Origin of the sequence: Actinoplanes couchii, assembly GCF_016862075.1 — a bacterium.
GTDB classification, from domain to species: domain Bacteria; phylum Actinomycetota; class Actinomycetes; order Mycobacteriales; family Micromonosporaceae; genus Actinoplanes; species Actinoplanes couchii.
On the sequence record NZ_BOMG01000076.1, the window covers coordinates 1 to 26,179 of the forward strand.

24 protein-coding genes are annotated in these 26,179 nt (G+C 70.8%); 10 read left to right on the forward strand and 14 right to left on the reverse strand.

The window, feature by feature from the left end; translation table 11 throughout:
* Both Aco03nite_RS30335 and Aco03nite_RS30340 read left to right on the forward strand, forming a co-directional pair.
* On the forward strand, positions 1–242 hold a 242-nt coding region (locus Aco03nite_RS30335), incomplete at its 5' end, for a hypothetical protein (protein ID WP_203800856.1).
* A 327-nt stretch (positions 243–569) separates the two neighbouring features.
* On the forward strand, positions 570–2,504 hold the full coding sequence (locus Aco03nite_RS30340) for a GMC family oxidoreductase N-terminal domain-containing protein (RefSeq protein ID WP_203800858.1): 1,935 nt from the start codon (positions 570–572) through the stop codon (positions 2,502–2,504).
* Here Aco03nite_RS30340 and Aco03nite_RS30345 read toward each other — a convergent pair.
* The 3 genes from Aco03nite_RS30345 to Aco03nite_RS30355 all read right to left on the reverse strand — a co-directional run bounded on the left by Aco03nite_RS30345 (position 2,495) and on the right by Aco03nite_RS30355 (position 5,400).
* Complete coding sequence (locus tag Aco03nite_RS30345) at positions 2,495–3,484, reverse strand: OmpA family protein (protein ID WP_203800860.1); 990 nt, start codon at positions 3,482–3,484, stop codon at positions 2,495–2,497. The two genes, Aco03nite_RS30340 and Aco03nite_RS30345, sit on opposite strands and share 10 nt — an antisense overlap.
* Positions 3,481–4,587 carry a helix-hairpin-helix domain-containing protein gene (locus tag Aco03nite_RS30350; protein ID WP_203800862.1) on the reverse strand — a complete coding sequence of 369 codons (1,107 nt, stop codon included), beginning with the start codon at positions 4,585–4,587 and terminating at the stop codon, positions 3,481–3,483. Before Aco03nite_RS30350 ends, Aco03nite_RS30345 begins: the two co-directional genes overlap by 4 nt.
* Positions 4,588–4,695: 108 nt before the next feature.
* Entirely contained in the window at positions 4,696–5,400 is a 705-nt protein-coding gene (locus Aco03nite_RS30355) for a GAP family protein (RefSeq protein ID WP_203800864.1), read from the reverse strand.
* 118 nt (positions 5,401–5,518) lie between these two features.
* Between Aco03nite_RS30355 and Aco03nite_RS30360 the strand changes: the two genes are divergently transcribed.
* Entirely contained in the window at positions 5,519–6,676 is a 1,158-nt protein-coding gene (locus tag Aco03nite_RS30360; protein WP_203800865.1) for a sensor histidine kinase, read from the forward strand.
* On the forward strand, positions 6,673–7,311 hold the full coding sequence (locus Aco03nite_RS30365) for a response regulator (protein ID WP_203800866.1): 639 nt from the start codon (positions 6,673–6,675) through the stop codon (positions 7,309–7,311). The genes Aco03nite_RS30360 and Aco03nite_RS30365 overlap by 4 nt, the downstream gene beginning before the upstream one ends.
* Here Aco03nite_RS30365 and Aco03nite_RS30370 read toward each other — a convergent pair.
* A complete protein-coding gene (locus Aco03nite_RS30370) occupies positions 7,308–7,955 on the reverse strand; it encodes a pentapeptide repeat-containing protein (RefSeq protein WP_203800867.1) in 648 nt (215 codons plus the stop codon). The two genes, Aco03nite_RS30365 and Aco03nite_RS30370, sit on opposite strands and share 4 nt — an antisense overlap.
* 31 nt (positions 7,956–7,986) lie before the next feature.
* On the opposite strand from Aco03nite_RS30370, the gene Aco03nite_RS30375 reads away from it, so the two are divergent.
* Together Aco03nite_RS30375 and purU are read left to right on the forward strand one after the other, a co-directional pair.
* Positions 7,987–8,298, forward strand: a complete 312-nt coding sequence (locus tag Aco03nite_RS30375) for a MazG-like family protein (protein WP_203800868.1) — start codon at positions 7,987–7,989, stop codon at positions 8,296–8,298.
* Between the two features lie 73 nt (positions 8,299–8,371).
* Positions 8,372–9,274: a formyltetrahydrofolate deformylase gene (gene purU / locus Aco03nite_RS30380; RefSeq protein ID WP_203800869.1), complete on the forward strand. Its 903-nt coding sequence runs from the start codon at positions 8,372–8,374 to the stop codon at positions 9,272–9,274.
* A 4-nt stretch (positions 9,275–9,278) separates the two neighbouring features.
* Here the strand turns inward: purU and Aco03nite_RS30385 are convergent, their stop codons facing one another.
* Together Aco03nite_RS30385 and Aco03nite_RS30390 are read right to left on the reverse strand one after the other, a co-directional pair.
* Positions 9,279–10,265 carry an Hsp70 family protein gene (locus Aco03nite_RS30385; protein ID WP_203800871.1) on the reverse strand — a complete coding sequence of 329 codons (987 nt, stop codon included), beginning with the start codon at positions 10,263–10,265 and terminating at the stop codon, positions 9,279–9,281.
* Positions 10,266–10,361: 96 nt separating this feature from the next.
* The gene (locus tag Aco03nite_RS30390; RefSeq protein ID WP_203800875.1) at positions 10,362–11,201 is read right to left on the reverse strand and encodes a LysR family transcriptional regulator; all 840 of its coding nucleotides are present in this window, start codon (positions 11,199–11,201) and stop codon (positions 10,362–10,364) included.
* Positions 11,202–11,296: 95 nt separating this feature from the next.
* Between Aco03nite_RS30390 and Aco03nite_RS30395 the strand changes: the two genes are divergently transcribed.
* The gene (locus Aco03nite_RS30395) at positions 11,297–12,025 is read left to right on the forward strand and encodes an SDR family oxidoreductase (protein WP_203800876.1); all 729 of its coding nucleotides are present in this window, start codon (positions 11,297–11,299) and stop codon (positions 12,023–12,025) included.
* On the opposite strand, the gene Aco03nite_RS30400 is transcribed toward Aco03nite_RS30395, so the two are convergent.
* The 3 genes from Aco03nite_RS30400 to Aco03nite_RS30410 all read right to left on the reverse strand — a co-directional run bounded on the left by Aco03nite_RS30400 (position 12,012) and on the right by Aco03nite_RS30410 (position 17,133).
* Positions 12,012–13,079, reverse strand: coding sequence for a MalY/PatB family protein (locus tag Aco03nite_RS30400; RefSeq protein WP_203800877.1), 1,068 nt, complete (start codon positions 13,077–13,079; stop codon positions 12,012–12,014). The genes Aco03nite_RS30395 and Aco03nite_RS30400 overlap by 14 nt on opposite strands.
* A 9-nt stretch (positions 13,080–13,088) precedes the next feature.
* A complete protein-coding gene (locus Aco03nite_RS54235; RefSeq protein WP_275415920.1) occupies positions 13,089–16,058 on the reverse strand; it encodes a WD40 repeat domain-containing serine/threonine-protein kinase in 2,970 nt (989 codons plus the stop codon).
* Between the two features lie 118 nt (positions 16,059–16,176).
* Positions 16,177–17,133 (reverse strand): Lrp/AsnC family transcriptional regulator, encoded by a 957-nt coding sequence (locus tag Aco03nite_RS30410; protein WP_203800885.1) that lies wholly within the window; start codon positions 17,131–17,133, stop codon positions 16,177–16,179.
* Between the two features lie 175 nt (positions 17,134–17,308).
* Here Aco03nite_RS30410 and Aco03nite_RS30415 point away from each other — a divergent pair, with 175 nt between their 5' ends.
* Positions 17,309–18,136: a nitroreductase family protein gene (locus Aco03nite_RS30415; protein WP_203800890.1), complete on the forward strand. Its 828-nt coding sequence runs from the start codon at positions 17,309–17,311 to the stop codon at positions 18,134–18,136.
* Between the two features lie 22 nt (positions 18,137–18,158).
* Here Aco03nite_RS30415 and Aco03nite_RS30420 read toward each other — a convergent pair whose 3' ends face one another.
* A complete protein-coding gene (locus Aco03nite_RS30420) occupies positions 18,159–19,358 on the reverse strand; it encodes an MFS transporter (protein ID WP_239145558.1) in 1,200 nt (399 codons plus the stop codon).
* Between the two features lie 82 nt (positions 19,359–19,440).
* On the opposite strand from Aco03nite_RS30420, the gene Aco03nite_RS30425 reads away from it, so the two are divergent.
* Both Aco03nite_RS30425 and Aco03nite_RS30430 read left to right on the forward strand, forming a co-directional pair.
* Complete coding sequence (locus Aco03nite_RS30425; protein WP_203800892.1) at positions 19,441–20,376, forward strand: LysR family transcriptional regulator; 936 nt, start codon at positions 19,441–19,443, stop codon at positions 20,374–20,376.
* Between the two features lie 11 nt (positions 20,377–20,387).
* On the forward strand, positions 20,388–21,359 hold the full coding sequence (locus Aco03nite_RS30430) for a serine hydrolase (protein WP_239145559.1): 972 nt from the start codon (positions 20,388–20,390) through the stop codon (positions 21,357–21,359).
* A 1-nt stretch (position 21,360) separates the two neighbouring features.
* Here Aco03nite_RS30430 and Aco03nite_RS30435 read toward each other — a convergent pair whose 3' ends face one another.
* The 4 genes from Aco03nite_RS30435 to Aco03nite_RS30450 form a co-directional block, all read right to left on the reverse strand.
* Entirely contained in the window at positions 21,361–22,233 is an 873-nt protein-coding gene (locus tag Aco03nite_RS30435; protein ID WP_203800894.1) for a hypothetical protein, read from the reverse strand.
* 68 nt (positions 22,234–22,301) lie between these two features.
* Positions 22,302–23,333, reverse strand: a complete 1,032-nt coding sequence (locus Aco03nite_RS30440) for an aminoglycoside phosphotransferase (protein ID WP_203800896.1) — start codon at positions 23,331–23,333, stop codon at positions 22,302–22,304.
* A complete protein-coding gene (locus Aco03nite_RS30445) occupies positions 23,330–24,727 on the reverse strand; it encodes a M20/M25/M40 family metallo-hydrolase (protein ID WP_203800898.1) in 1,398 nt (465 codons plus the stop codon). The genes Aco03nite_RS30440 and Aco03nite_RS30445 overlap by 4 nt, the downstream gene beginning before the upstream one ends.
* A 131-nt stretch (positions 24,728–24,858) precedes the next feature.
* The gene (locus Aco03nite_RS30450; protein ID WP_203800900.1) at positions 24,859–26,166 is read right to left on the reverse strand and encodes a radical SAM protein; all 1,308 of its coding nucleotides are present in this window, start codon (positions 26,164–26,166) and stop codon (positions 24,859–24,861) included.
* Between the last annotated feature and the right edge of the window lie 13 nt (positions 26,167–26,179).

The following is a 26,179-nucleotide window of genomic DNA, read 5'->3' on the forward strand; positions in this document are numbered from 1 at the left end:
TCGCGGTTGCCGCGTTGCGGTCCCCCGCGCGGGCGCTGCGCCGTTGCGGATACCTCGAGGGCACCACGAGGTTTTTTCTTCTTTGCGGCCTTCGTCTTGCGGCTCGGCCTGCGCTGGTGATTGGTGAGAATTTCCGGCCGTGCGGTCTGGTTGATACCCGGGCCTGTAAGGCTGGCGACTTCAGGCTTCGCGGCGACGAAGACGGCACGGTGGGCATGGGTGTACTGGGGACGCGTTCCTGAGAGGGGCTCTCGAAAGGCCCTCCCGCGCGGTGCTCCTGGAGTGTGCCTCCAACATCTTCCTGGGACGTCTTCCCGGGACGCCTTCCTGGGGCGCTCTCTTCAGGCCGCTTCCAGGCGTGTTCTCGGAACGTGTATCTGTGGCGTGTCGGCGTGTCGGCGGATCCGTCCGGTAGGTGGTGGCCTGCGGGTGGGCGTGTTCCGGCGCCGTCGGATGGCAGGACACTGGGGACGTAGCCCCCCGGGTTGTCGAAAGTTTGTGATTCTGGATTTACATTGAGGGCTTGCACGGCCACCGATACTTCTCCACCGAGGTAGGAGGAACGTACCGTGATCGATGTTCTCTCTTCTGGGCAGACGCAGACTCTGCGGCTGCTCTGCGACACCCTGGTGCCCTCGATCGAACGGGCCGACGACGCCGACGGATTCTGGCACCGGACCGCCACCGATGTCGGGGCTGACCTCGGCGTATCGGGGATGCTCGCGGGACTGCCCGCCGACCAGCGCCAGGCGATCGGCGGACTGCTCGACGTGCTCGCCGCGCAGGGGTTCACACCACAGGCCCCGCAGGCGGTCCGCGAGCAGATCCTCACCGGACTGTCCCAGGCCTCGCCCGAGGCGGCGGCCGGGATCGGGTCGCTGACCAGCCTGATCCTGTTGATCACCTACGGGATCACCGACCCGAACGGGCGCAACCCGAACTGGACCACCCTCGGCTATCCGGGGCCGGTCGACATGCCCGCTGACGGGCGTACCGTCAATCCTTTGAAGATCGACGGCGACCTGGACCTGGACGCCGACGTCGTGGTGGTCGGATCCGGCGCCGGAGGCGGGTTGATCGCCGGCCGGCTGGCCGCCGCCGGAGCGCGCGTGGTGGTCCTGGAAGCCGGCCGCTACCGTGCCGACAGCGACTTCCACCAGCGGGAACTCGACGCCTACCGGGACTTCTACTGGCGTGGCGGCCCGACCCCGACCGCCGACGCCAACGTGACTCTGATGGCCGGCGCGGGACTCGGCGGCGGCACCGTGATCAACTGGACCAACTGCCTGAGGACCAAGGATCGGGTACGCCGGGAGTGGGCCACCGAGCACGGCCTCACCGATCTGGCCGCCGACACGTTCGACAGGCACCTGGACACGGTGTGGCGGGAACTCTCCGTCACCGACAAGTGTTCCGAGCTGAACCGGGTCCACGAGGCGATGCAACGCGGCGCCACGTCGCTGGGCTGGTCGTTCGCGACGATCTTCCGGAACTGGGACGCGAAACGGCACGACCCGGCGGTCGCGGGATACCTCGGTTTCGGTGACCGGTCCGGGGCGAAACAGTCGACGCTCAAGGTCTACCTGGAACCGGCGATCCGCGAGCACGGCGCCCGTTTCGTCGACGGCTGCCGGGTCGATCGGGTGCTCGTCGAGAACGGCCGGGCCGCCGGCGTGACAGGCACCGTGACCGGCGAGAACGGAACCGTAACGGTGACCGTGCGCGCCCCGGTCGTGGTGGTCGCGGCCGGTGCCCTGGAGTCACCGGGTGTGCTGCTGCGCTCCGGTATCGGCGGCCCGGCGACCGGCGACTACCTGCGCCTGCACCCGTGCACGGTGACCATGGGTGACTACGGGACGGATCTGCAGGCCTGGTGGGGCGCACCCCAGTCCGGTCTGGTCGACGAGTTCGCCGAGGACGGTTTCCTGATCGAGAGCGTGCAGTACGCAACAGGTCTGGGCGCGTCGGCGCTGCCGTTCATCACCCCGGCCGGGCACAAGGAGGCGATGGCCGGTTACCGCAACAACGGCTCGTTCATCGGCCTGATCCGGGACCGGGGCCACGGCCGGGTGACTCTCGACAGCCGGGGCGAGACCGTCCACCACTACGCGCTCACCGACGAGCATGACATCCGCACCATGCAGCGGGCGATCGAGTCGCAGATCCGGTTGCACCACGCGGCCGGCGCCCGGGCGATCCAGCTGTTCGCCCGGGGGATTCCGGCGTGGACCCGGGGCGACGACCTGGAGGCGTACATCGGCCGGGCCCGTCAGGTGCCGCTGGGGGCCGGTGGCGCGACGCTCTTCTCGGCACATCAGATGGGCAGTTGCCGGATGGGCGCCGACCCGGCCACCAGCGTCGCCGACCCGCGCGGCGAACTGCACGACACGCCCGGGGTGTGGATCGGCGACGCCTCGGCCTTCCCGACACCGTCCGGGACCAACCCCATGATCACCATCATGGCGCTGGCGTCCCGGACGGCGGAGAACATCAGTCAGCTGTAGACGGAAAGTTCCACCCGGCGGTTCTCGGCCCGGTGCCCGGCGGTGTCGTTGGGCACCGCCGGCTGGGCTTCGCCGTACCCCTTGGCGGTCAGCCGGTCGGCGGCCACCCCGTACTCGACCAGGGCGTCCTTCACGGCATCGGCCCGTTCCCGGCTCAGCGCCAGGTTCGTCGCCGCCGGCCCCCGCGAGTCGGTGTGCCCGCCGACCCGCAGCCCCATCTCCGGGTTGGCCGCCAGCAGCGCCGCGACCTCCCGCAATCCCGCACGGGACGCCGAGGTCAGGCGGGCCCCATCGGTCTCAAAGGTCAAAGCCTCAAGATCATTCAATTGCTGCTGTACGGCCAACGCCTTCTGCCGCACCGCAAGCCGAGCCCGGGCCGCCTCAGCAGCCGCAGCCAACCGCTCCCGCCGCTCAGCGTCAGCAGCCTGATCCGCCGACCCGCTCTGCCCCGGCACGCTGCCCGCGGGAATCTGCCCCGGCGCGGTGCCGGCGGCGGTCTGCCCTGGCAGGGTGCCCGAGGGGACCTGCTCTGGCGCGGTGCCTGCGGCGGTCTGCCCTGGTGTGGTGCCTGCCGGGGTCTGCCCTGGTTCGGTTCCCGTAGCGGTCTGTCCGGGGGCGGCGACCGAAGTGCCCTGTTCCGGTGCGGTGGCCGGCGTGGCCCGGCCCGGGGTGATGACGCGAGTCTCGACGGTCCGGACGCCGGGCACCGCGGCGACCACGGCCCGGGCCCGGTCGGCGTCGGCCTGTGAACCGGCGGTGACAAGACCGTCCTGCCCGGCGAACGACACACTCGCCTGTGGCTGACCGGCCTGCGCCAGGGCGGTGGTGGCCCGTTGAGCGAGATCGTCCTCGAGCCGGTACCGGTTGGGCCCGAGCTGACCGGCGATGATCGCGGCCAGCCCGAGAACGGCTGCCAGCACGGCGATCCACCGCCGCGACAACGGTGTCGTGATCGGACGCCGGGAAACAGTGGTGGTCATCGCGCCGAAGCCTCGGAACCGCGCCCGGACTTCTTACGATCGCCCTTCTTACCGTCGTTCTTCCTGCTGTCGCTCTTCTTCTGCGCCGACTTCTTGGAACCCGCGACGGTTTCCGGTTCGCTCTTCTTGACGTCGCTTTCCTTGACGTCACTTTCCGGAGCGATTTCGGCCCGGACGATGTCGGCCGTGACCGTGGCGGCCTCGGGCCGGTCAAGAACGGCGACGGTCCTCGTCTCGACAACGGACTCCGGAGCCGAGACGACGCTGAAGGAGTCGGGGCCGGCGCTGAGGGCGTCGGGTCCGGCCATGGTGCGCGGTCCGGCAGCGTGAGCTTCCGGATCGGTGGACCGGGCCGACGACGACGTGTCCGGCCGGCTCGGCTCCGGAGGAGAAGGGATGGCAGACCAGGAGGACGGATCGGCCGGGGCGGGGACCGGCGACGGGGTGGAGGGCGCAGCCCCAGAGGTAGCCGCGGTGGAGGACGTGGTTCCGGAGGTGGGCGCGGTGGAGGGCGTGGTCTCGGAGGTGGGCGCGGTGGAGGGCGCCGCCCCGGAGGTGGGCGCGGTGGGTGACGTACCGGTGGGGCGGCCGGCGGCGCGCGCAGCGGGTTTCGGGGCCGGGCGGGTGGTGGGCTGGTCGGTGTCGCGGCCGGCGATCAGGCGGGCGGTCAGGATGGCGAAGGCCGCCTCGTCGCCGTCGGCCAGCAGGCGGGCCTGGCGGCTCCAGGTGACCATGCTCGGGGCGAAGGACAGGCCGGCCGCCTTGATGGCGTTGCGCTTGGTGTCGTCGTCGCTTTCCGCGAGCTGGGTGAAGGTGCGGATTCCGGCGGCCCGCAGCGCATTGGCCATGGCCGGGCCGACACCTTCGATCCGTTCCAATGGGTCGTCGGCCACCGGTGGTTCCGTGGGCTTCTCGGGCGCCTTTTTCCACAGTCTTCCGACAATCACCCCCAGAATGAACGCGAGGATGATGAACAGCAGTGATTGACTGATGAAATAACCCACGGTGACCTCCGGAAACGCCAGGACGAAACCGCGCTGCAACACTCGCATGCAGAGCCGGCGCGGCAACGGTTCTCCCGCGTCCGGGGCCCGCAACTTCAAGATCAGAATATATATGTTGGACGGAGCTTCTCAAACCTGACGTTCGGTGCCTATTCGGTGACGCATTCCGTCCTCTCCGAATCAAAAAGAGTAAGGCGATTTGTCCCCTCAGGCGCCGATCAGGTAGAGGTTGGCGGCGGCTTCCCGGGCCAGCAGGAATCCGGCGATGCCGACCACCCACGCCACCGTGTCGCTGGTGGTCATCCAGTCGCTGATCCGGGTCAGCGCCGGCACCAGACGGCGCCCGCCGGCCAGCCGCAACAGCATCAGCACCAGCGCCGGGACGATCATGACGAGGCAGTATCCGGCCATCACCAGCACGATCTGCGGCACCGGCAGTTCAGCGGTGGTGACCAGGCCGATCGCCCCGAGGTAGGGCAGCATCGTGGACACCTCGATCAGCGCCGCCACCAGGGCCAGCCCGGCCAGCGCGCCCGTCCCGCCGTCCTCGGCCAGCACCCGCTGCCGCCAGCGGGACAGACGGCCCCCGGCACCAGCCTGTCCCTTACCGGAGTGGGAACCGAGCCGGAAGCTCCAGAAGAACAGGGCCACCCCGATGACCAGCAGCGTCCACTGTGCGGGCCGGGTGTCCAGGACGCGGGTGATCGCCGGGAGCAGCGCCCCGGCGCCGAGTGCCACGGCCACCCCGACCGCGAAGTAGAAGGCGGCCACCGTACCCAGGAAGATCATGATTTTGCCGGGCCGGACCGCGCCGGGGTGGATCATCAGCCAGATCGGGATGAGCAGGGTTCCGAAGCTTGTCGAGTCGATCAGGGCGAGCACGGCCAGTGAGGCGAGTAGGGCGACATCCATACCCGTCACGATGGGCCGCGGCCGGGCGGGCGCGCGTCGGCCGAAGGATGTGCCCGCGACCGGGACGTACATCTTTCGGCGGACGAGCCCGGCCCCGCGCGCGTGATGGGATGACCGGGTGGATCTGCGGGAACGATGGCGGGACAGCGCGCTGGTGCGGGACGCCGCCAACGCCGCCGGCATCCTCGTGGGCGGCGCGGTTCTGAACGCGGTCGGCCTGACCGACGTCTGGTCGGCACTGCCGGTGCTCCCGCCGTTCGACCGTCTGGCCGACGGCTGGCACACCGCCCTGCTGGCCGTGGGCTGCCTGCTCACCCTGGTGAAGCGCCGGTTCCCGACGGCCGCGCTCGGCGCCGGTACCGTGGTGTTCGCGGCGGATCTGCTGCTCGGTGGCAGCATCGCGATGATCCTGGTGATGTTCGACGTGATCTTCGCGGTCGGGCTGTACGGGTCGGCCCGTGCCCGCAACGCCGTCACCACCGTGGTCTTCGTGCTGATCGGCACGGCCGGTGTGGTCGGCGGGCTGGCGGCCGGCGAGATCCGGATGGCCGTCTTCATCGCCTTCCAGCTGACCGCGCTGCTGTTCGTGCCGCTGTGGTGGGCCGCGAACATCCGCAGGCAGCAGCAGCTCGGCCTGCTCGACGCCGAGCGCTCGGCCCGTGAGGCGGTTCTCGCCGAACGTGCCACGATGGCCCGCGACCTGCACGACGTGATCGCCGCCCACCTGGCCACCACCGCCATGCACTCCGGCGCCGCCCTGGCCGCGCCGCCGGACACCCACCGTGACCGGGCCGCCCTGCGGGCGGTCCGGACCAGCAGCCTCGCCGCCCTGGAGGAGATGCGTTCGATGATCCTGCTGCTGCGGGCCGCCGAGGACCCCTCCCTGCCCGGTGGCCTGGACCGGTTGCCCGATCTGGTCGCGGCCGCGACCGCGGCCGGACTTCAGGTGGACGTACGCGTCCGCGAGGTCCCGGGCGCCCCCGCGGTCGTCGAGCACACCGTCTACGGCATCGTGCGCGAGGCGCTGACCAACGCGGGCAAACACGCGCCCGGTTCGCACGTGACCCTGGACGTGCGGGCCACCGGCGACCGGGTGCTGGTGACCGTCACCAATACGCTGACCGCCGCGACCGCCCTGGACCACGAGGTGCTGAGCGCCGGCACCGGCCTCTGGTCGATCCGCGAACGCGCGACCCTGCTGGGCGGGGAACTGACCGCCGGGCCGGGTGCCGGCCTGTGGAAGGTCGAGGCGAGCCTGCCGCTGGTGCCGCGATGATCCGGGTCCTGCTCGCCGACGACCATGCCGCGATCCGGGCCGGGATGCGGCTGATGCTGGAGCAGGCCACCGACGTCGTGGTGGTCGGTGAGGCCGCCGACGGCGCGATCGCGGTCCGCCAGGCCGCGGCGCTGCGCCCGGACGTGGTGCTGATGGACATCCGGATGCCCGGCACCGACGGGATCACCGCCACCCGGGAGATCACCACGGCCGGGTACGCCGACGTGCTGATCCTGACCACGTTCGACCTGGACGAGTACCTGTTCGGGGCGTTACGGGCCGGTGCCGCCGGTTTCCTGCTCAAGTCGGTGGAGCCGGCCGCCCTGGTGGACGCGGTCCGCCGGGTCGCCGCCGGGGACGGTTTCCTGGCCCCCGAGGTGACCCGGCGTCTGCTGACCGCGTTCGTGGCGATCCCGGCCGTCCCGCCGGCGCCACCCGCCCTGACCGGCCTCACCCAGCGGGAACGCGACGTGCTCGCCGCCCTCGGGCGCGGGCTCTCCAACGCCGCGCTGGCCGCCGAGCTGACCATCACCGAGGCGACCGCGAAGACCCACGTCTCCCGGGTCCTGTCGAAACTGGGCTGCTCGTCCCGGGTCCAGGCCGCCATCCTGGCCCGGGAAGCAGGACTGGCCTAGCTTTTCACCACGATGCCGAGGGCTCCGGCCAGCGCGTACGACAGGCCGAGAAGGTCGTCGGGGTGCACGATCGCACCCTCCCAGCTGGTGATGCCGCCGATGCCGGACAGCTCGCAGCGCTGGAACCGGGCCCCGCGCATGGTCGCGTTGTTGAACTGGGCGCCGGTCAGGTCGCAGTCGACGAACGAGGCCCCGCGCAGATCGGTGTTGGTGAAGTCGGCGCCGGTCAGGTTGCAGCCGGTCAGCACGACCGTGTCGAATCGCCCGAACCGCCAGTTGGTCAGGTCGACCTTGCAATCCGTGAACGTCACGCTCCGCAGGAGGCCACCGTTGAAGGCCAGCCCCGTCATCTTGCAGCCGGTGAACGCGAGCCGTTCCATCGTGCCGTTCTCGGCCCGGGTGTTGGACCAGTCGGAGCCGTCGACCAGGCAGTCGGTGAGCCGCACCTTCGGCAGCACCGCCCCGGCCAGCCGGGACGCCCGGAACCGGCACTGCGCGAACTCGGTGTCCTGGGCGAACGCCCCGATCAGGTCGGCGGAGTCGAACAGCCGTTTCTCGTAGAACTCCTCGGAGTCGATCCCGGCCTCGGCCGCCTGCAGGTCGTCCGGCACGATCGGTGCCGTCGGGGTGGTTGTTCGCCGCACCCGGACACCCTACGAGATTGGTTTCGCACGTATGGACGACAAGGTCTGGGAAGCAGCCGCCCGTTGGCGCGAGTTCCTCGACGAGCGGAACGGCAGCGACCCGCTCGAACTCACCTGCCGGATCATGAAGATCAGCGAGGAGGCGGGGGAGGCGGCACAGGCCTGGATCGGCGTGCTCGGCCAGAACCCCCGTAAGGGTGTGACCCACACCACCGACGATGTGGTGAAGGAGTTGGCCGACGTGGCCTTCGCCGCGCTCGTCGCCATCGCCAGCCTGGGCGCCGACCCGCGCGCCGCGGTCGACGACGTGGTCACCAAGGCCGAGGGTTATCTCACGAGGTGATCCACCCGGTCCCGGGATCTGGTTGGCTTTCTAGACTCAGTGGTTTCTCGAGGCTTCGGAAGGACGCACCGCCGTGACTTTGACCCAGAACGCCCCCGACCAGCATTCGGTGCAGCCCGCCGCCGACCAGGCGGTGCTCATCGTGCACGGACGGGACCGGACCGGGATCGTCGCGGCCATCAGCGCGGTGCTCGGGCGGCACGGGGCCAACATCGTCTCGCTGGACCAGTACTCGGACAACCCGCACGGCGGCGCCTTCTTCCAGCGCACCGTCTTCGGCCGGGCCGGCCTGCGGGCGGCGCTCCCGGCGATCGAGGCCGACCTGCGGACCGAGCTGTCCGGCGACTTCGAGCTGGAGTGGCAGATCCGGGACCTGTCGGTCCCGAAGCGGGTGGCGATCTTCGCCTCCAAGGCCGACCACTGCCTGCTCGACCTGCTGTGGCGGCACCGGCGCGGCGAGCTGCCGATCAACATCTCGATGGTGATCTCCAACCACGCGACCACCGCGGACGAGGTGCGCTCGTTCGGCATCCCGTTCTTCCACGTGCCGTCACAGGGTAAGGACAAGTCCGCCGCCGAGGCCCAGCACCTGCAGCTGCTCACCGGCAACGTCGACTTCGTCGTGCTGGCCCGCTACATGCAGATCCTGTCCGGTGAGTTCATCGAGCGGGTCGGTGTGCCGATCATCAACATCCACCACAGTTTCCTGCCCGCGTTCATCGGCGCCGACCCGTACGCCAAAGCCGCGCAGCGAGGGGTGAAGCTCGTCGGGGCGACCGCCCACTACGTGACCGAGGACCTGGACGAGGGCCCGATCATCGAGCAGGACGTGGTCCGGGTGAACCACGCCCACTCCGTCGTCGAGCTGCGCCGTCAGGGCGCCGACGTGGAGCGGGCGGTGCTGTCCCGGGCGGTGCTGTGGCACGCCGAGGACCGGGTCATCCGGCACGGCAACCACACCATCGTCTTCCAGTAGGGGGTCACAGCCGCCGCCGGTTCCAGAGCCGCCAGGACGGGCGGCCCGGCGATCGGGTGCCGGCCGCGCTGCGCAGCAGGGCGTGCGAGTCGCGCACCGTGACGGCCGGGGTCAGCGCGGCCTCGGTCAGCGCCGTGCCGACCTGGCCGGCGTCCTCACCGACCAGCACCACCGCGCCGACCTGCGCCGGATCGGTGCCGGTGTCGGCGAGCAGCTGCTTGGCCGCGTCGGCGAGGCACGTCAGGTGCACGGCCGTCGCCGCGGCCAGATCGGCCCGGTTCAACTCGACCGCCCCGTGCGGCTCGGGCAGCAGCATCGACGCCCGGGGCTGCACCGCGAGGAACGCCCGGGCCTGTTCGACCTCCCGGCTGACCTGCCAGTTGTCCGGGTCGGCATCGGTGCCGGCCCGGGTCGCGGCGACCCGGAGCAGGGCCTCGTCGACGGCCGGCACCCCCGGTGCCCGGACCGCGGTGGTGCCCAGATGGCGGTAGCCGTCCCGGGCGTCGACCAGGGTCAGTTCCGGCCAGGCGGTGCCGGAGACGCACACCATGGTCAGGTCGGCACCGGTCAGCGCGGCGGCCGCGGCGGCGGTGCTGACCACCCGGGGGCGGGGCAGCCGGGCCAGGGCGGCGGCGTTCTCCAGCCGGTGCCGGGCCGGTGGCTCCCAGGCGTGCGCGGTGATCACGGTCAGCGCACCCACCCGGCCGTCGGCTGTCGCGGCGACGTGGGCCAGGATCGCGGCGACCGCCTCGACCGGCCCGCCGTGGCGGAGCAGGGTCATCGGGTCGGGGCGGTACGACTCCGGATGTCGCAGGCCGTCGGTCAGGGCGTCACGCCCGGCGGTCCAGGTGCCGGAGTCGTCGAAGACCCCGCTGGGTAGTCGTGCCCGTCCGTCGAAGAGCACGGGCCGCAGCACATCCCCGGACTCGTACACCGCGGTGATCCACCATGCGGCGATGTCGACGACCAGATGAAGATCCGTCGTTGGCATGCCCGGCAGTGTCTCAAAAGGACGAATCCAATGGCACGTCTTGTCCGGAATTTTCCACGCATAGTGATAGATCAGCAACCGTATGCTAAGTGTTGCCTACAGTCGCGTCGCGGTCCGCACGAGACTAGCCAACGCCCGGGACCGGCTGTGCGGGGGCCAGGCGACCACCGTGGTGACCCGCGGGGCGTCCGGCACCGGCACCGCGGCCAGCCCGGTGACCAGGGACCGGACCGACTCCGGCAGGATCACCGCGGTCCGGCCCAGCGCCACCAGTTGCAGCAGCTGGGCGTGGTCGTGGATCTCCGGGCCCGGCCCGTCCGGATAGCTGCCGTCGCCGAGCGGCCAGCGGGCCGGCGGCAGCCCCGGGATGCTCAGCGCCTCGGCGACCGTCATCGACTCCCGGACACTGAGCGGATGCCCGGCCGGCAGTATCACCGCCTGCCGTTCGGTGGCGATCTCCTCGGTGTCGAAACCGGCCACCGAGTCGAACGGCAGGTGCAGCAGCGCCACGTCGGCCCGCCCGTCACGCAGGGCCGGCTCCTGCTCGCGGATCCCGCACAGCATCACCTCGACCGGCACCGCGTCCGGCTCGGCGGCGTAGGCGTCCAGCAGTTTCGCCAGCACCTCACCGGCCGCGCCCGCCTTCGACACCAGGACCAGGCCCGGTGCCCCGGGACTCGACGCCCGCCGGGTACGCCGTTCGGCGGCCGCCATCGCGTCCAGCGCCGCCCGGCCCTCGTCCAGCAGCACGGCGCCGGCCTCGGTCAGCGCCACCGCCCGGCTGGTGCGCTCCAGCAGGGTCACGCCGAGCCGGTGCTCCAGCTGCCGGATCGCCCGGGACAGCGGCGGCTGGGCGATCCCCAGGCGCAGGGCGGCCCGGCCGAAGTGCAGTTCCTCGGCGACCGCCACGAAGTAGCGCAACTCCCGCGTCTCCACACCGGCAACGGTAACGCCGCTTCGATACCCGTACGGTATGGGTCCGTACCCAAGTGGTGTTGGTCTTCGCTCTTGACCCGGCCAGGATCGACGGCATGACCGACAACAACACCATTGCGCTGGTCACCGGCGCTAACAAGGGCATCGGACACGCCATCGCCACCGCACTCGGCGGGCTCGGCTGGACGGTCGGGATCGGCGCCCGCGACGACACCCGCCGGGCGGCCGCGGTGCGGGACCTGCGGGCGGCCGGTGTCGACGCGTTCGAGGTCCCGCTCGACGTCACCGACGACGCCAGTGTCACCGCCGCGGCCGCCCTGATCGGCGAGCGGGCCGGCCGCCTCGACGTGCTGATCAACAACGCCGCGATCACCGGTGGCTGGGCGCAGGCGCCCACCGAGACCGACCTGGACGTCGTCCGGACCGTGATGGAGACCAACGTGCTCGGCGTCATCCGGGTCACCGACACGATGCTGCCGCTGCTGCGCCGTTCGGCCTCCCCGCGGATCGTCAACATGTCCAGTTCGGTGGGTTCGCTGACCCGGCAGAACGAGCCGGGTGACACGACCGGGCCGCTGTCGATGGCCTACGCCCCGTCCAAGACCTTCCTGAACGCGGTCACCGTGCAGTACGCGAAGGCCCTGCGGGACACCGGCATCCTGATCAACATGGCCTGCCCGGGGTTCGTCAAGACCGACCTGAACGGGCACCGCGGCCACCGCACCCCGGCCGAGGGCGCCGTCGCCGCGGTGCGCCTGGCGACCCTGCCGGACGGCGGCCCGACCGGCGCGTTCTTCGACGAGGATGGTCCTATCGCCTGGTGAGCCGCCGCAGGATCTCGTCCAGGACCGGGCGGGAGGTGGCGAAGTTGAGCCGGGCGAATCCGTCGCCGCCCGGTCCGAACGACGGCCCCGGGCTCAGTTTCACGCCGGCGCCGTCCGGGGCGTCGATCCGCAGCCAGGCCAGGTAGGTCGCCTCCGGCACGTGCTGGCCGGGGAAGGCGGCGGCCACCAGGTCACGGTTGCGGGCCAGCAGGGCGCGGACCTCGGCCAGCCACGGCTCGCCGTGTTCCCAGGCGGCCAGGGTGCCCAGCACACCCGTGGTGCCGGGCTGACCTAGCAGCCGTTCGGGCAGGGCGTCGAGCGCCGCCCGGACCCGGGGGACCGCCACGTCGGCGACCGCGCACCGCAGCCCGGCCAGGTTGAACGCCTTGCTCGCCGACGCCAGGGTGATCGTCCGGTCCGGCGCGAACGGGGCGAACGCCAGGTGCCGGTGCGGTTCGTAGGTCAGTTCCGAGTGGATCTCGTCGGCGATCACCAGCAGGTCGTGGGTGTCGGCGACCGCGGCCAGCGCGGACAGCTCGTCCCGGCTGAACACCCGCCCGGTCGGGTTCTGCGGGTTCACCAGGATCAGCGCCCGGCACCCGGCGAGCGCCCGCCGGTCGATGTCGAACGTCCAGCGGGAACCGCCGTCGACCATCGGGATCGGGACCAGGCGGCGGCCCATCCGCTCGACCGCGGCCAGGAACGGTGGATATCCGGGGGTGTGCACGGCGATCGCGTCACCCGGCTCGGTCGCCACCCACAGGATCGCCTCCAGCGCGTGGATCATGTCGGTGAAGAGCCGGATCGCGCCCGGATCCGGCCGGTGCCCCCATTTCCCGGCGGTCCGCCGGACGTACGCGCCGATCAACGGGTTCTCCTGTGGGTCGTCCTCCCACGGCGGATAGCAGAGGTCGGCGCCGGCGATCGCGTCCCGCACCGGCGTGGGCACCGGGAAGTCCATGTCGGCGATCCATGCCGGGATCGCGCCGCCGGCCCGCGCCCACTTGATCCCGGGCGACCTGATCAATTCGGAGACTTCGATGTCATCGAGCATGGGGCCACGCTAACGGCACGCCTGCTGGAACGGCGACCGCGGCAGATGGACCCGCCATTCGGTCTCGGTCAGGCCGCCCTGCCGCAGACACGCCTCGGCCAGCGGATCCCGCAGCGTCATCTGGATCGCGCTGACGTCCCAGACCGTGGTGCCGAGCGGATCGCCGACGGTCAGCAGCGGCGCGTCCGGGCTGAACCCGCCGGAGATCGCCCGGCCCGGCAGCACCGCGGCCCGCAGCGGCGCCGCGTCGGGGGAGAGGTGCCAGAGCACGGTGCCGGAGTCGCCGGTGACCGCGACCAGGCTGCGATCCGCGGCGATACTCACGGTGACCGGGCCGCCGTCACCGCGCGGGAGGGTGTGGACGGTGCCGCCGGACCAGACGACCACCTCCCGCTGCCCGGCGACGATCGTGCCGCCCCGCGCTTCCAGGCTCTGGAAACCGCCCCGGGTGGGGAGCGTGCCGGCCCGGTGCGGCGCGGCCGGGTCGATCATGGACCAGACGGTCAGCGACGACTCCGATCCGCCGTTGTCCCCGGCCACCACCAGATCGCCGGTGACCTCGTCGAACGTCGCCGCCGCCACCCACGACGCCGGGAGCTCGGCCACCGGTTCCGCCGCGGCGCCGGCGGCCAGCCGGTAGACCCGGATCCGGGACTGGTCGGAGAAGACGGTGGCCAGCCCGTGCACCGGATCGGCGGCGATCACCCGCTCCAGCAGTTTGCGGGGCGCCGGCCCGGACAGGTCGTAGACGGCGCCGGTCGCGTACAGCAGGTCACCGGCGAGCCGGGCCTGGACCATGCCGCTGACCGACAGTGCCGGCCGGGCCTCGTCCAGCCGGGCCAGGTCCCAGAACTCGATCCGCCTGGTGCCCGGCGAGGTCACCGCCAGCACCCCACCGTGCACGCCGACCGTGCGCTCCGGGTCCGGTACGCCGTCGATCCGGGCCTTGAGCAGCGGCGCGAACGGTTCCACCCGCCACAGCGCCGCCGACCGGGCCGCGCCCTGCCAGCCCGCGGTGAGCAGTCGTTCCCCGTCCGGCGTGAAGTCGATCGAGGAGATCCAGCCGGTGTCCCGGCGCAGCGTGCGCACCGCGAGCGGGGCGGCCGGGTCGGCGAGGCTCCACAGTCCCACGGTCCGCTGGTCGCCGCCGACCGCGAGGATCTCACCGTCCGGATCGAACGCCATCGCGGTGACCGCCCCACCGTCGCCGGCGAACCGGGACAGCAGCCGCGGTTTCGCCGGATCCCGCAGATCGTAGAGCCGCACCCCGTCGGTGACGGTGGCCGCGGCGAGCAGCGTGCCGTCCGGACTGAACGCCAGGTTCAGCACCGCGTCCGCATCGGTGATCACCGAGAGCCGCGCCGGCTGCCCGGACGCCGACCACACGGTCAGCAGCTCACCCTCGGCCACCCCGGCGAGCAGCCGCCCGTCCGGGCTGAGCCGGGCCCCGCCCCGGGTCGCCGTCCCGGCCGCCGCGGACCACACCGACCGCGGTCGTTTTCGGTCACCGACGTCCCACAACTCGATCCGGTCGGACACCGTCAGCAGCCGCTGCCCGCCGGCGCCGAACTGCACCCCGTCCCACGCCTGCCCGGTCAGCTCGGCCAGCGGGTACGCCCCGTAGGTGTCCCACAGCTGCAACCGGGCGCCGGCCGTCGCGATCGTCCGGCCGTCCGGGCTGAACGACAGGTCGGCCGTCTCACCGTCCACGGCCAGCGCGCCCACCCGCTCGAACCGGCCGCCCCCGGCCGACCACAGTGCCACGTCACCGGCCCCGGCCGTCGCCACCATCGCGCCGTCCGGGCGGAACTCGGCCGCGTACACCGCCTCGTCCGGGCTCAGCTCCCCGTCGTACCCGGTGGCCAGGGCCGCGTCGATCGCCGCCCGGCTGCGCGCCGACGGGCTGATCCGCTCGGCGCTCACCGCCAGCCGCAGCGCCAGCCCCGGATCGCCGCTCAGGACCTGCGCCGACCGGTCCAGCAGATCCCGCTGCGCCAGCGCCCGGTCCTGCCGGGCCACCGTGTCACCGGCCCGGTCCAGATAGGCGAACGCCGCCCCGGCCAGCAGGACCGGCACCAGCGCCGCGGCGATCCACTTCCGTCTCGGCCGGCGGACGGCTCGCGCGGCCAGGGCCGCCCTACGCAGTTCGGGGGCCGGGCGACCGGCCGACAACAGCGCGTCCAGCAACTCGGGCGCGGCCGGACGGCGGGCCGGATCCTTCTGCAGCGCGGCCGCGGCCAGTGCCCGCAACGGCTCCGGGACACCGTCCAGATCGGGCTCACGGGTCAGGATCCGGCCGATCGTCGCGAGCGGGGAGTCGCCGCCGAACGGGGTCCGCCCGGTCGCCGCGAACCCGACCAGGACACCCCACGCGAACACGTCGGCGGGCGGTCCGACCCGGCCCCGGGCGGCGGTGTCCAGACACTCCGGCGCCAGGTAGCCGACGGTGCCGATCACCTGATCAGGACCGGTCAGCCCGGCTGTCAGATCGACACCCCGGGCGATCCCGAAGTCGATCACCTTGGGCAGGCCGACGGCCAGCAGCACGTTCGCCGGTTTGAGGTCCCGGTGCACCACCCCCGCCCCGTGGATGGCGACCAGGGCGGTGGCCACGCCGACCGCCACCGCGTACAACTCGGAAGGGGGTAGAGGTCCTCGCTCGTGCACGACCTCGGCGAGACTCGGGCCGTCGACGAACTCGACGATCAGATAGGGCGGATCGTGCTCCAGATCGTCGTGCAGCACCGCGGCCGTGCAGAACGGCGGTACCTGCCGCGCCCTTCGCACCTCACTGCGGAACCGGGCCAGGAACGTCGGGTCGGCCGCCTGCTCCGGCCGCACCACCTTGATCGCGACCCGCCGCCCGTCCGGATCCTCGGCCAGGTAGACCGTGCCCATGCCGCCGCTTCCGAGCCGCCCGACCACGACATGCTCACCGAGCCGCTCCGGATCGCCGGCCAGCAACGGGGTGACGGGCACCCTCCCAGTCTCGTCAGGACGCGCCGGCTTTTCCTTTACACACACCATTTTTTCGTACGGGTGGGTAAAGTCCCGTGGCAGTCACGCGAGGCCCGGCGGCATCCCGGACCGCCCGGGTTCACTCGGGCTGACCCACACACTCCACGTGCAGGTCGGGGCCGGGGCGTGCCGGGTGTACCGGGATCGTTCCGAGGTCGTGGTCGTAGGCCTCGCGGGCGATCCGCACGTGCAGCCACGTCTCGACGTGCAGGACCGACGGCAGGGCACGCAACCGGTCGACCAGGGCGTTGTAGCGGCGCAGTGATCCGAAACCGACAGTGGCGATCATGTCGAAACGGCCCAGGCACCGTGCCAGGAACTCCAGCCCCGGGTCGCCCCGCAGTTCGTTCTGCGCCTCCCGGCACTCGTAGCGGGCGTTCACCCCGATGCCGAACAGGAACTCGCTGGTCATGTCGGCCCGTTGGTGGACCGCGCCGATCTTGAGGACGCCGGAGTCGAGCAGCCGCACGGTCCGGGTCCGGCAGGCGCTGATCGACAGCCCGGCCGCGGCGGCGATCTCGGCGTAGGTGGCCCGGCCGTCCCGCTGCAACGCGGTCATGATCGCCAGGTCGATACCGTCCAGGGCCGGCCGGTCGTCGGCCAGGGCCCGCCCGCCGAAGAAGCTCTCGATGATCTGCTCGTACAGGTGCACCTCCACGTCGAGGACCTCGGGGATCGCCCGCAACGCCATCAGCTGGGACTGCAGCGCGCCGGCGCCGGGCAGCCGGGTCTCGGCGCCGATCTGGTGGGTTCCGGTGGTCTCGGCGATGAACCGGAGCGAATCCATTCCGGTCAGCGCCTCGATCACCGGGGCGGTGCTGCCGGAGACCCGCAGCGACAGGTGGGCGGTGACCGGCAGACCGGCCGCGTACGGATGGATGCCCGCGACGATCCGCAGCCGCCCGTCGGCGATCAGGGTGTTCACCCGGCCGGCGACGATCTCCCGGTTGGTGCCCAGGTCCCGGGCCATCGCGGAGAACGACGCCCGTCCGTCCCGGCGCAGGGTGGCGATGATGCCCTCGGTCAGCGCGTCCATCTTTCCGAAGTTCCTCCAAACGTCTTCCGGCGTACGCGAATTTGCGGCCCTATCATGGCTTCCGGACTCCTTATCGACAATCTACTCTCGTGCGACGGCGATTTTGCGGAGCGAGGCGGCTCCGGCAGCATATCCGCGCCTTGACCCGTCTGTCGGCGGTGGCGACGATACAGGCATGACGAACGAGCTGCTGAACAGTAGGTACGGCACGCAGGACCAGCCGGCGAACCTGATCTGGAACGACCACACCAGGCAGCTCCTGGGGCACCGGTCGGTGCGCGCCTATCTGCCCGATCCCCTGCCCGACGGCGCGCTGGAGACGATGGTCGCGGCGGCCCAGTCGGCGTCCAGCTCGTCGAACCTGCACCACTGGAGTGTCATCGCGGTGACCGACCCGGCCGTGAAACGGGAGCTGACCCGGCTGTCGAGCAGCGACTACTTCGGTTCCAGCATGCCGTTCGTGCAGGAGGCCCCGGCGATCCTGCTGTGGGTGGCCGACAACTCCCGCAACCACGCCGTCGCCACCGCGCTGGGGGTGGAGCCGGTGTCCCTCGACTACCTCGACGCGCTGGTGATGGCGACGGCCGACACCGCCATCGCCGCACAGAACGCCGTCGTGGCCGCCGAGGCGATGGGCCTCGGGGTCTGCTACCTCGGCGCGATGCGCAACCGGGCGCGGGAGCTGGCCGACCTCGTGCGGCTGCCGCCCTACAGCTTCGTGGTCTTCGGCCTCGCCGTCGGCCGGCCGGATCCGGCCCGGAGCGCGGACATCCGCCCCCGCCCGGCGCAGAGCGTCGTGCTGCACCACGACCGCTACGACGCCACGCGCGGCGACGGATGGCTCGGGGAGTACGAGACGGCGACCAGGCGGTTCCGGGCCGAGTCGGGGATGCGCGAGCGCTCCTGGGCCGAGTCGGTGGTCGTCGGAACCGGCCGCCCATATCTGGACGGCCGGGAGAATCTGCGGCGTATGGTGGAGAAACAGGGCTATCGGCTCGGCTGACGCGTTGCCGACGTGGCGGCATTCATCGCCGGGCCAGATCGGTGCCCGATCGATGGGTCAGCACCGCCACCGCGGCCAGCATCAGCAGCAGCACCGCGGCGAACCAGGTCATCACCGTGATCACGCCGGTGACGAGGGCGGCCACCCCGATCGCCAGGGCCGAAACGGCGAGCGCCACGTAAGCGATCAGGAAGATCCCGGCCAGAGCCGCGCCACGCTCGGCGGGGGCGGCCAGTGCGGCGACCGTGCCGACGGAGGCCTTGAAGAGCACCCCGGCGCCGATGCCGGCCAGCAGACCGCCGGCCAGGAAGAGCGGAAGGCTGGTCAGGTGCATGCCGACGACCAGGGTCAGCACGCCGACGGCCTGGAGGGCCAGCCCGAGGACGGTCCGGGTGCGGGCCGGCAGCCGGGTGGTCAGGGTCTGCGCCGCGGCCGACCCACCGAAGACCGCGAAGACGATCACACCGGCCAGCAGACGGGACGGGTGGTGCAGGGTGCCGGCGACAAAACCGGGCGCGACCGACGTGAAGAAGCCGAACACCGAGAACGCGGCGAACGCCCCGGTCGCCGCGGCCAGGTAAGCCGGCCCGGACCCGGTGGTGACCCGCTGCGGGCGGTAACGGTAGTCACGGTCCGGGCGGACCGTCTCCGGCGCGGCGGCCACCGCACCGATGGCGACGAGCAGAAGGACGAGGAAGATGAGGTACGGCGTACGCAAGGGGGCCGGGAAGAACTCCGCCAGGAAACCCGCGACCAGCGTGCCGAGGCCGAGTCCACCGATGTTGGCGGCCGTGGACACCACCTCGAACCGGGTGCCGGATGCGCCCGGACGGCCGGCGGTGTGCAGCTCGTGCAGGTGCGCGGTGGCGGTGGCGGTGATCATGCCGACGCCGAGGCCGGTGATCACCCGGGCGGCGATCAGCACCGGCAGCGACGTGCCGGTCAGGAACAGCACCGCGGCGACCGCTTCCAGCGCGAGCGCCGGGATCATCACGCGGCGGCGACCGAGCCGGTCCGAGACGTGCCCGGCCAGGACCAGACTGATCACCACCCCGACGGCGTACGCGGCGAAGACGATCGTGACGGTGAACGTGGGGAGGCCGTAGAGCGGATAGAGCGGCGCGGGGACGGTCGAGAACGCCATCGCGATCAGGAAAGCCCCGGCCACGGACCAGAAACCGGTGTGGGCCCGCACTGCCGGGCGCTCCATGACAAGTGACATGAGCCGACTCTGCGCCTCCCTGAGTATCAAATCCAACGAAAGTTCCAGCTGGAAAGGATCGCCATCGTTGATACTTCGATGTATGGAACTGCGCCAGCTCGAATACTTCGTCGCCGTCGCCGAGGAACTGCACTTCAGCCGGGCGGCCACCCGCCTGCACGTGGTCCAGTCCGCGGTCTCCGCCGCGATCCGCACCCTGGAACGCGACCTCGGTGCCGCGCTGCTCGACCGCAACGCCAAGCGGGTGCGGCTCACCGACGCCGGCGAGGCCCTGCTGCCACGCGCCCGGATCGCCCTGGACGCGGCCCGCGACGCCCGGGACGCGGTCGCCGAGGTCAGCGGGGGACTGCGCGGCACACTGCGGATCGGGACGCTCACCTCGATCCGGATCATCGACCTGCCGGCGCTGCTCGGCGAGTTCCACCGCCGTCACCCCGGGGTGGTCCTGCAGACCGTGGTCTCCCCGGCCGGTTCCGGCGGGCTCGTCGACATGCTCGTCGAACACCGGCTCGACCTGGCGTTCGTCTCGGTTCCGGGGCCCCGGCCGGCCGGGCTGCGGCTCACCGAGCTGGCCTCGTCGGTGATGGACCTGACGGTCCCGATCGGGCATCCACTGGCCGGGTTGCCGTCGATTCCGATCGGGGAACTGGGCGGGCTGGACTTCATCGACCTGCCGGTCGGCTACGACAACCGGGACGTGGCGGACCGCGCGTTCTCCGAGGCGAGTGTGCGGCGGCACGTGACCATCGAGTTGACCGACATCGGGACGAGCGTGGATTACGTACGCAACGGTCTCGGGGTGGCGCTTCTGCCCCGGTTCCTGCTCGCTGACGATGCGGGGCTCTCCTCGATTCCGGTCACCGGCGCCGACCTGCGGTGGCCGCTGTCGCTCGCGGTGCCCGACGACCGGGCGCCGAGCGCCGCCGCCCGCGCGCTGATCACCCTGACCGGCGATTTCCTGGCCCGGTCCGCTGTTCCCGCTGCTCTCGCCCCTGCCGATCCGACGCTCAGGGCCTAGAGTGGGCGCTCATGAAGTCCTTACGGGTGGCGGTTCTGGCCGGGACGGTAGCGGTCAGCCTGGGCGGCGGGGGTCTGATCCTGGCCCGGGTGAACGGAAATGATCAGGCGCCGAGGTTCGTGATGCGGCCGGTGTCCTCAGCGAGCAACACCTTGTCGGCCTCCGTTTTCTCGTCGGCATCCGCGGCCTCCTCAGCTGCTTCGGCGTCCTCGGCGGCCTCCGCGGCTGCTTCGGCTTCCGCGAAAGCCGCCGCAGACCGCGCCGCTCAGGTGAAAGCACTGAACGCGGCATTGAAAAAACTCGCGGGAAAGACGCCCGATTTCTCGGTCGCGGTCTTCGATCGCAAGACCGGCCAGCGGTACGCCTACCGCGGCGCCGTCAAATTCGACACCGCCAGCATCGTCAAGACCCAGATCCTGGCCTGCATGCTGCTGAAAGCCCAGGACGCCGGCCGGACCCCGACCAGCGCCGAGATGAAGCTGGCCCGCCCGATGATCCGGCTCAGCGACAACAACGCCACCACGACGCTGTACCAGAAGATCGGTGGCAAGACCGCCGTCACCAAGTGCAACAAGCGGCTCGGCCTGACCCAGACCGTGGTCAACACCAGGTGGGGTCTCACACGGACCACCGCGTCCGACCAGATCCGGCTCCTGGAAGAACTCGTCGACACCAAGGGCCCGCTCAAGGCGTCGTCCCGCAAGACCGCCTTCACCCTGATGAACACGGTCTCCAAGGCCCAGGACTGGGGTGTGCCGGCGGTCGTCAGGAAGGGCGAGATCTTCACGGTCAAGAACGGCTGGGACACCCGCAGCGCCGACGGCGGCCTGTGGGCGGTCAACTCCATCGGCCGGGTCACCACCAAGAGCGGCACGGTCGACGTGTCGGTGGCGGTGCTGTCCCACAACAACAAGTCGATGAAAGCCGGCGTCACCCTGGTGGAGAAGGTCGCCAAGCTGACCCGTCAGCACCTCAGGTACTGACTCAGCCGTTGCGGTGGTGCCGTTTCACGAACGTGTAACCCGGCTCCAGCGTGAAACCGTCTATCTGTTCCTTCTCCATCGCCTGCTGATGGAGGGTCTGCTGCTTCTTCGAGGCGCTCTTGCCCGCGGGCAGGCGGCGGACAAAACCGTTCACCCAGTGATCACGGCGGTCGGCCCCGTCGCCGTCGCCGTGCTCACCGGCCTCGCCCGGTAGCGGGGCCTCCTCCAGCAGCGGCGCGTAGAACAGCAGCTCGACCGGCTCCTGGTCGTCGACCGCGGGATAGTTCAGCTCGCCGTCCGGGCCGGTGCTGCCGGTCACCCGGGTCACATAGCCCTCGCGCAGCAGCTGCTCCACCGCGTTGTGCAGCAGGAACGTGCCTTTCTTGCCGCGGCCCAGCCCGCAGTTCGCCGGAAGCTCGGCCTCGGGGAACACCGCGCTGCCGTCGTCGAACACCCGGCCCAGCCGGCGGACCGCCTTGAGTACCTGCCCGCGGTTGGACAGGCCCGGATCGAACTCGCGAGTGATCACCCGGGGGTCGTAGTCGTGGTAGTAGTCGACCCCGTCGACCCGGATCGGCTCGTCGAGAACCGTGGTGCGCACGTGCACGTAGTCCTCGGCCGACTTCCACGTCACGGTGACCAGCACCCCCGGCCGCACATCCGCGGCCCAGGGCACGTCGACCAGGTGCCAGCCCGGATCCTGCACGGCCGCCGACTCGAACGACTCGTGCGCCGGCGTGACCCCGAAAGCCTTGTGATCGAGCACGACCGTGACCGACTCACGCTGCCGCAGCGTCTCGACGAGATCCTCGGGCAGCGGGCACACAGCGCTCTCGAGGTCCGCCCGGACCAGCGCGAACCGACGACTTCTCACGCCCGGAAGATTACCTCGCCGCCCCGGCCCGATCCGGGCAGGCGCTGATTCATCGGGACGGGAGATGACTACAGGATGTCGGCCCAATCGGCTAGTTTCTGCAGGATCGGGGCCCGGCCGGCGAAGCGTTCGGCCTGATCGCGGCTGTCGTAGGTGTAACCGTTGTTGTTCACCGCCTGCGCCACCGACGCGACCATCCGCGGGGCCAGCCAGAAGAACCGGGCCGCGCCGGTCACCCGGATCGCCCGGCGCACCACGTCGCCGGGCACGACTCCGCGCAGACCTCGAACGTACGACTCGGTGACCGTCTCCAGGACCTCATCCAGCAGATCCAGCTCGATCAGCCCGTCCAGGAAACCGTCCAGAGCCAGGTTCGCGGCGTCCCCGCCGATCGCGCCGGGGCCCACGAACGTCCAGTACAGCAGCACCGGGCCGCGCTCGGCGCCGATCAGGTTCATCGCCCACACGTCGTGATGGCACATCGTCTGCGGCAGCGCCCGCGCCGCCGCCAGCACCGCCAGACGCCGGTCCCACAGCCGGCGCAGACCCAAGATCAGTTGCGGCGACCAGGCCTCCCGCACGATCGGATGCTCCCAGTCCAGCACCTCGGGAACCGGCTGCGCCAGGGTCGCGTCGGCCAGGAAGTCCCGGGGCAGCCACGGCACATCCGGCGGCGGCCGATCGGTCCACGCGGCCTGCGCGACACCGAGACGAGCGGCGACATCACCCAGATCAGCGACGGTCCAGGCCGAACCGGGCGTACCCGCGACGTCCTCCAGCCACATCGCCACCGAGCCGTCCGCCCGCTCCCGCACCGACAGGCATGCCGGCGCCGACAGGCCGCCTTCGGCGAAGAGCGACTGCGGAAGGCCTGCCTCGTACGCGCACGGCTCACGCCGCCAGTAGTTGAAATGCCCCGGATCCGGGCTGGCCGCCATGTGTGCGACAGCCCCGTCCCGCCGCGGCGTCGCCACCTTCAGCACCGCCGGGCCGTCCGCGCGGCGAACCCGCCACACCCCGCCGGTCGTCTCGTTCGCCGAGCCGTGCTCCAGCTCCTCGGCATCCCACCCGGCTTCGACAAGATCGATCGGCAGCGTCACCGATCGAACTTACCGAGTCGTCGCAGGAGGGCGGAATACCAGGCGACACCTTTCTCGTACGCGGCAATCGTGATGTTCTCGTCGTTGGCGTGAATGGACTCGCGCTGCTTCTTCGTCATCTCGAACGGCGTGAACCGGTAGACCCGATCACAGATGCGGGTGAAATAGCGGGCGTCGGTGGCGGCCATCATCACGTACGGTGACGTCACCGCCTCCGGGAACCGCTCCTCGGTGACCGCGGTCAACAGGGCGAAAGCGTCGTCGAGCGGGGCGGACGGGGACGGCTCGCCCGCGCTGAGCACCCGGATTTGCACCTGGGGATCCTTGATCACCCGCCGGACGTGCCGGATCACCCCGTCGACGGTGTCACCGACCAGGATGCGGATGTTGACGCCCGCGGTGGCGGTCCCGGCGATCACGTTCAGTGCCGGAGAACCGCTGAGGGTGGTGACCGCGAACGTCGTGCGCACCATCGCCGCCGCCTCCGGGCCGGCCGCCAGCAGCAGCCGGGTGAGCAGGGCGCGGTTGCGGACTCCGGCGGTCAACGCGTACCGGATGGGTGGTCTGGCGTGGGGTGCCGCCCGTTTGAGCAGCTCAACCGTCGCGTCCGGTGCGGCGGCCCGCATCGGCGCACGGTCGAGGCGGGTGATGGCCCGGGCCAGTCGCACCGTCGGCCCGAACTTCGCGGGGGTGGAAGCGTGACCGCCGTTGCCGTCGACACGCAGTTCGAGCGAGGTGACGCCCTTCTCGGTGACGCCGATGACGGCCATCGGTTTCGGCACGCCGGGGAACGCGTCGTAGGCGACCGCGCCGCCCTCATCGAGCACGAACCAGGGCCGGACACCCCGCCGGTGCAGTTCCTCGACGGCGAGCCGCGCCGCGTCACCGGAGACTTCCTCATCACACCCGAACGACAGCCACACGTCCCGAGCCGGAACGAACCCGTCCGCAAGCAGATCCTCGACAGCCTGACAGATGGCGGCGAGGCTGCCCTTGCAGTCGAGCGTGCCCCGCCCCCAGACGACACCGTCCGCAACGACGCCCTCGAACGGCGGATGCACCCACTCACCCACAGCCGGAACAACATCGATATGAGCCATCAACACAACCGGCCCCGCCAGTTCCCGGCCCACCTCACCCGCCGTCCCCGGCGCCCGTCCCGCACTCGCCGCCACTCCTGTGACCAGACCCGCGTCGCCCGCCGTGCCCGAGGCTCGTCCCGTTCCCGCCGCGACTTCCGTGGCCACGCCTGCCTCGGCCGCCTTCTCAGAGGCCCGGCCCGCTCCTGCCGTCTTTTCCAGGGCCTGGCCCGCTTTCTCCGAAGCCCGATCTGGTGTCTCGGAGGCCTTGCCTGGCCAGTGGAACAGCAGGCCGTGGCTGCCGACCTGGATCATGGAAAGCTTGTGCAGCAACGGAAAATGCCGCCTCAACGCCTCGTGAAAGGCGTCGAAGGCGGCATGATCCCAAGAGTCCGCGTCCCGCGTGGAAACCGTCGGAATGCGAACCAACTCGCGGAACGCTTCGATCACTCGTCGGCCGGCAGCGTGTCCATGAAAGAACTGACCGAGAACACCGCGTTACCGGCACCGGGCGGTCCGTAACCGGGCGGCGTCGACAGTCCGTTGGACTCCATCGTCGCGCGATACGCCTCGAGCAACCGGATGTGGTACTCCAGCGGAGCGCCGTTCGGATTGGTCTTGCCCAGCGGCGTGGTCGGCTCCGGGCACCAGGTGGTGAAGCGCGGCAGAATGCCCCGGGACATGAAGTAGTCCAGGCCCTCGGTGGTCGAATCGATCGCCTCGTCGACGGTCCGGAACCCGAACGGCTCGGCCATCTCGATGCCGGCCACGAAGTTCGGGATCACATTCCGCGGCCCGAACACCTCAGCCGATTCGAGAATACGACGGTGCCATTCGGCGCGGCCGACATAACGCTCCTTGCCGGGGCAGTGGAGCTCGAACAGCCGCTTGTCCCACACCTCGAAGTTCGGGTGGTAGATCCGAATCCCGTAGTCGTAGAACCGCTGCACGTCCTCACGCGGAAGTGCCTGCGCGACGACCTTGCCGATCCACCGGCCGGGGAACCGCTCCTCGATCGCCTGCGCGTACCGCCCGTAGAAGTCGGCCTCGGCCAGCCCGTCGACCTTGCTGGTGATGCTGCCACCGGTCAGCGTGTAGGCGTGCGACGTCTTCGCCGTGTCGTACTTGTCGATGATCGCGAGCGCTTCGAGCACCTCGTCGACCGGCTTGACACCCGTGTAGGGCCGCCCGGCCGCCTTGTGCTGACGCCAGTTGTGGTTGATGTCGCAGTACTGGCACTCCTCTTTGGCGCCGAAATACTGACAGACCCGGAAAACGGTGAGATAGACGAGATAGCCCCACTGAATGGTGGGCGCGACCTCCATCACCGACTTGCCGTTGTCGAGTGTGTGCCGGTAGTAATCCGGCATCGGCGGCAGCCCCACATCCGCGATCGGCCGACCGTCGAGGTGAAGCATCAGCTTCCCGTCCTCGGTCGGTTTCACCACGTAAGGTGACGACGGGTTGATCCGCACGGACACCACGGTCCGCCGCAGATCGTAAGGCCCGCCGGTGAGCACGATCTCTTCCGGCGGACGCCGGAGAGCCGCTTCACCCAGCTCCGGAAGCGTGCGGTGGTCGAACGAGAAGATGAAGTAAGACTTCGGCTTCACGTCACCGTTCTCGTTGTCGGTGAGCGCCGAGTCATCGAACGCCAGCCCGCCCCGCAGCAGGTCTTCCTTGATCACCGCCTCACGCGGGATGTGCGGGAACCGTCCCATCAGATCTTCGATGAGATCCGTGCGCCTTTGCATGCGTCCTCCCACA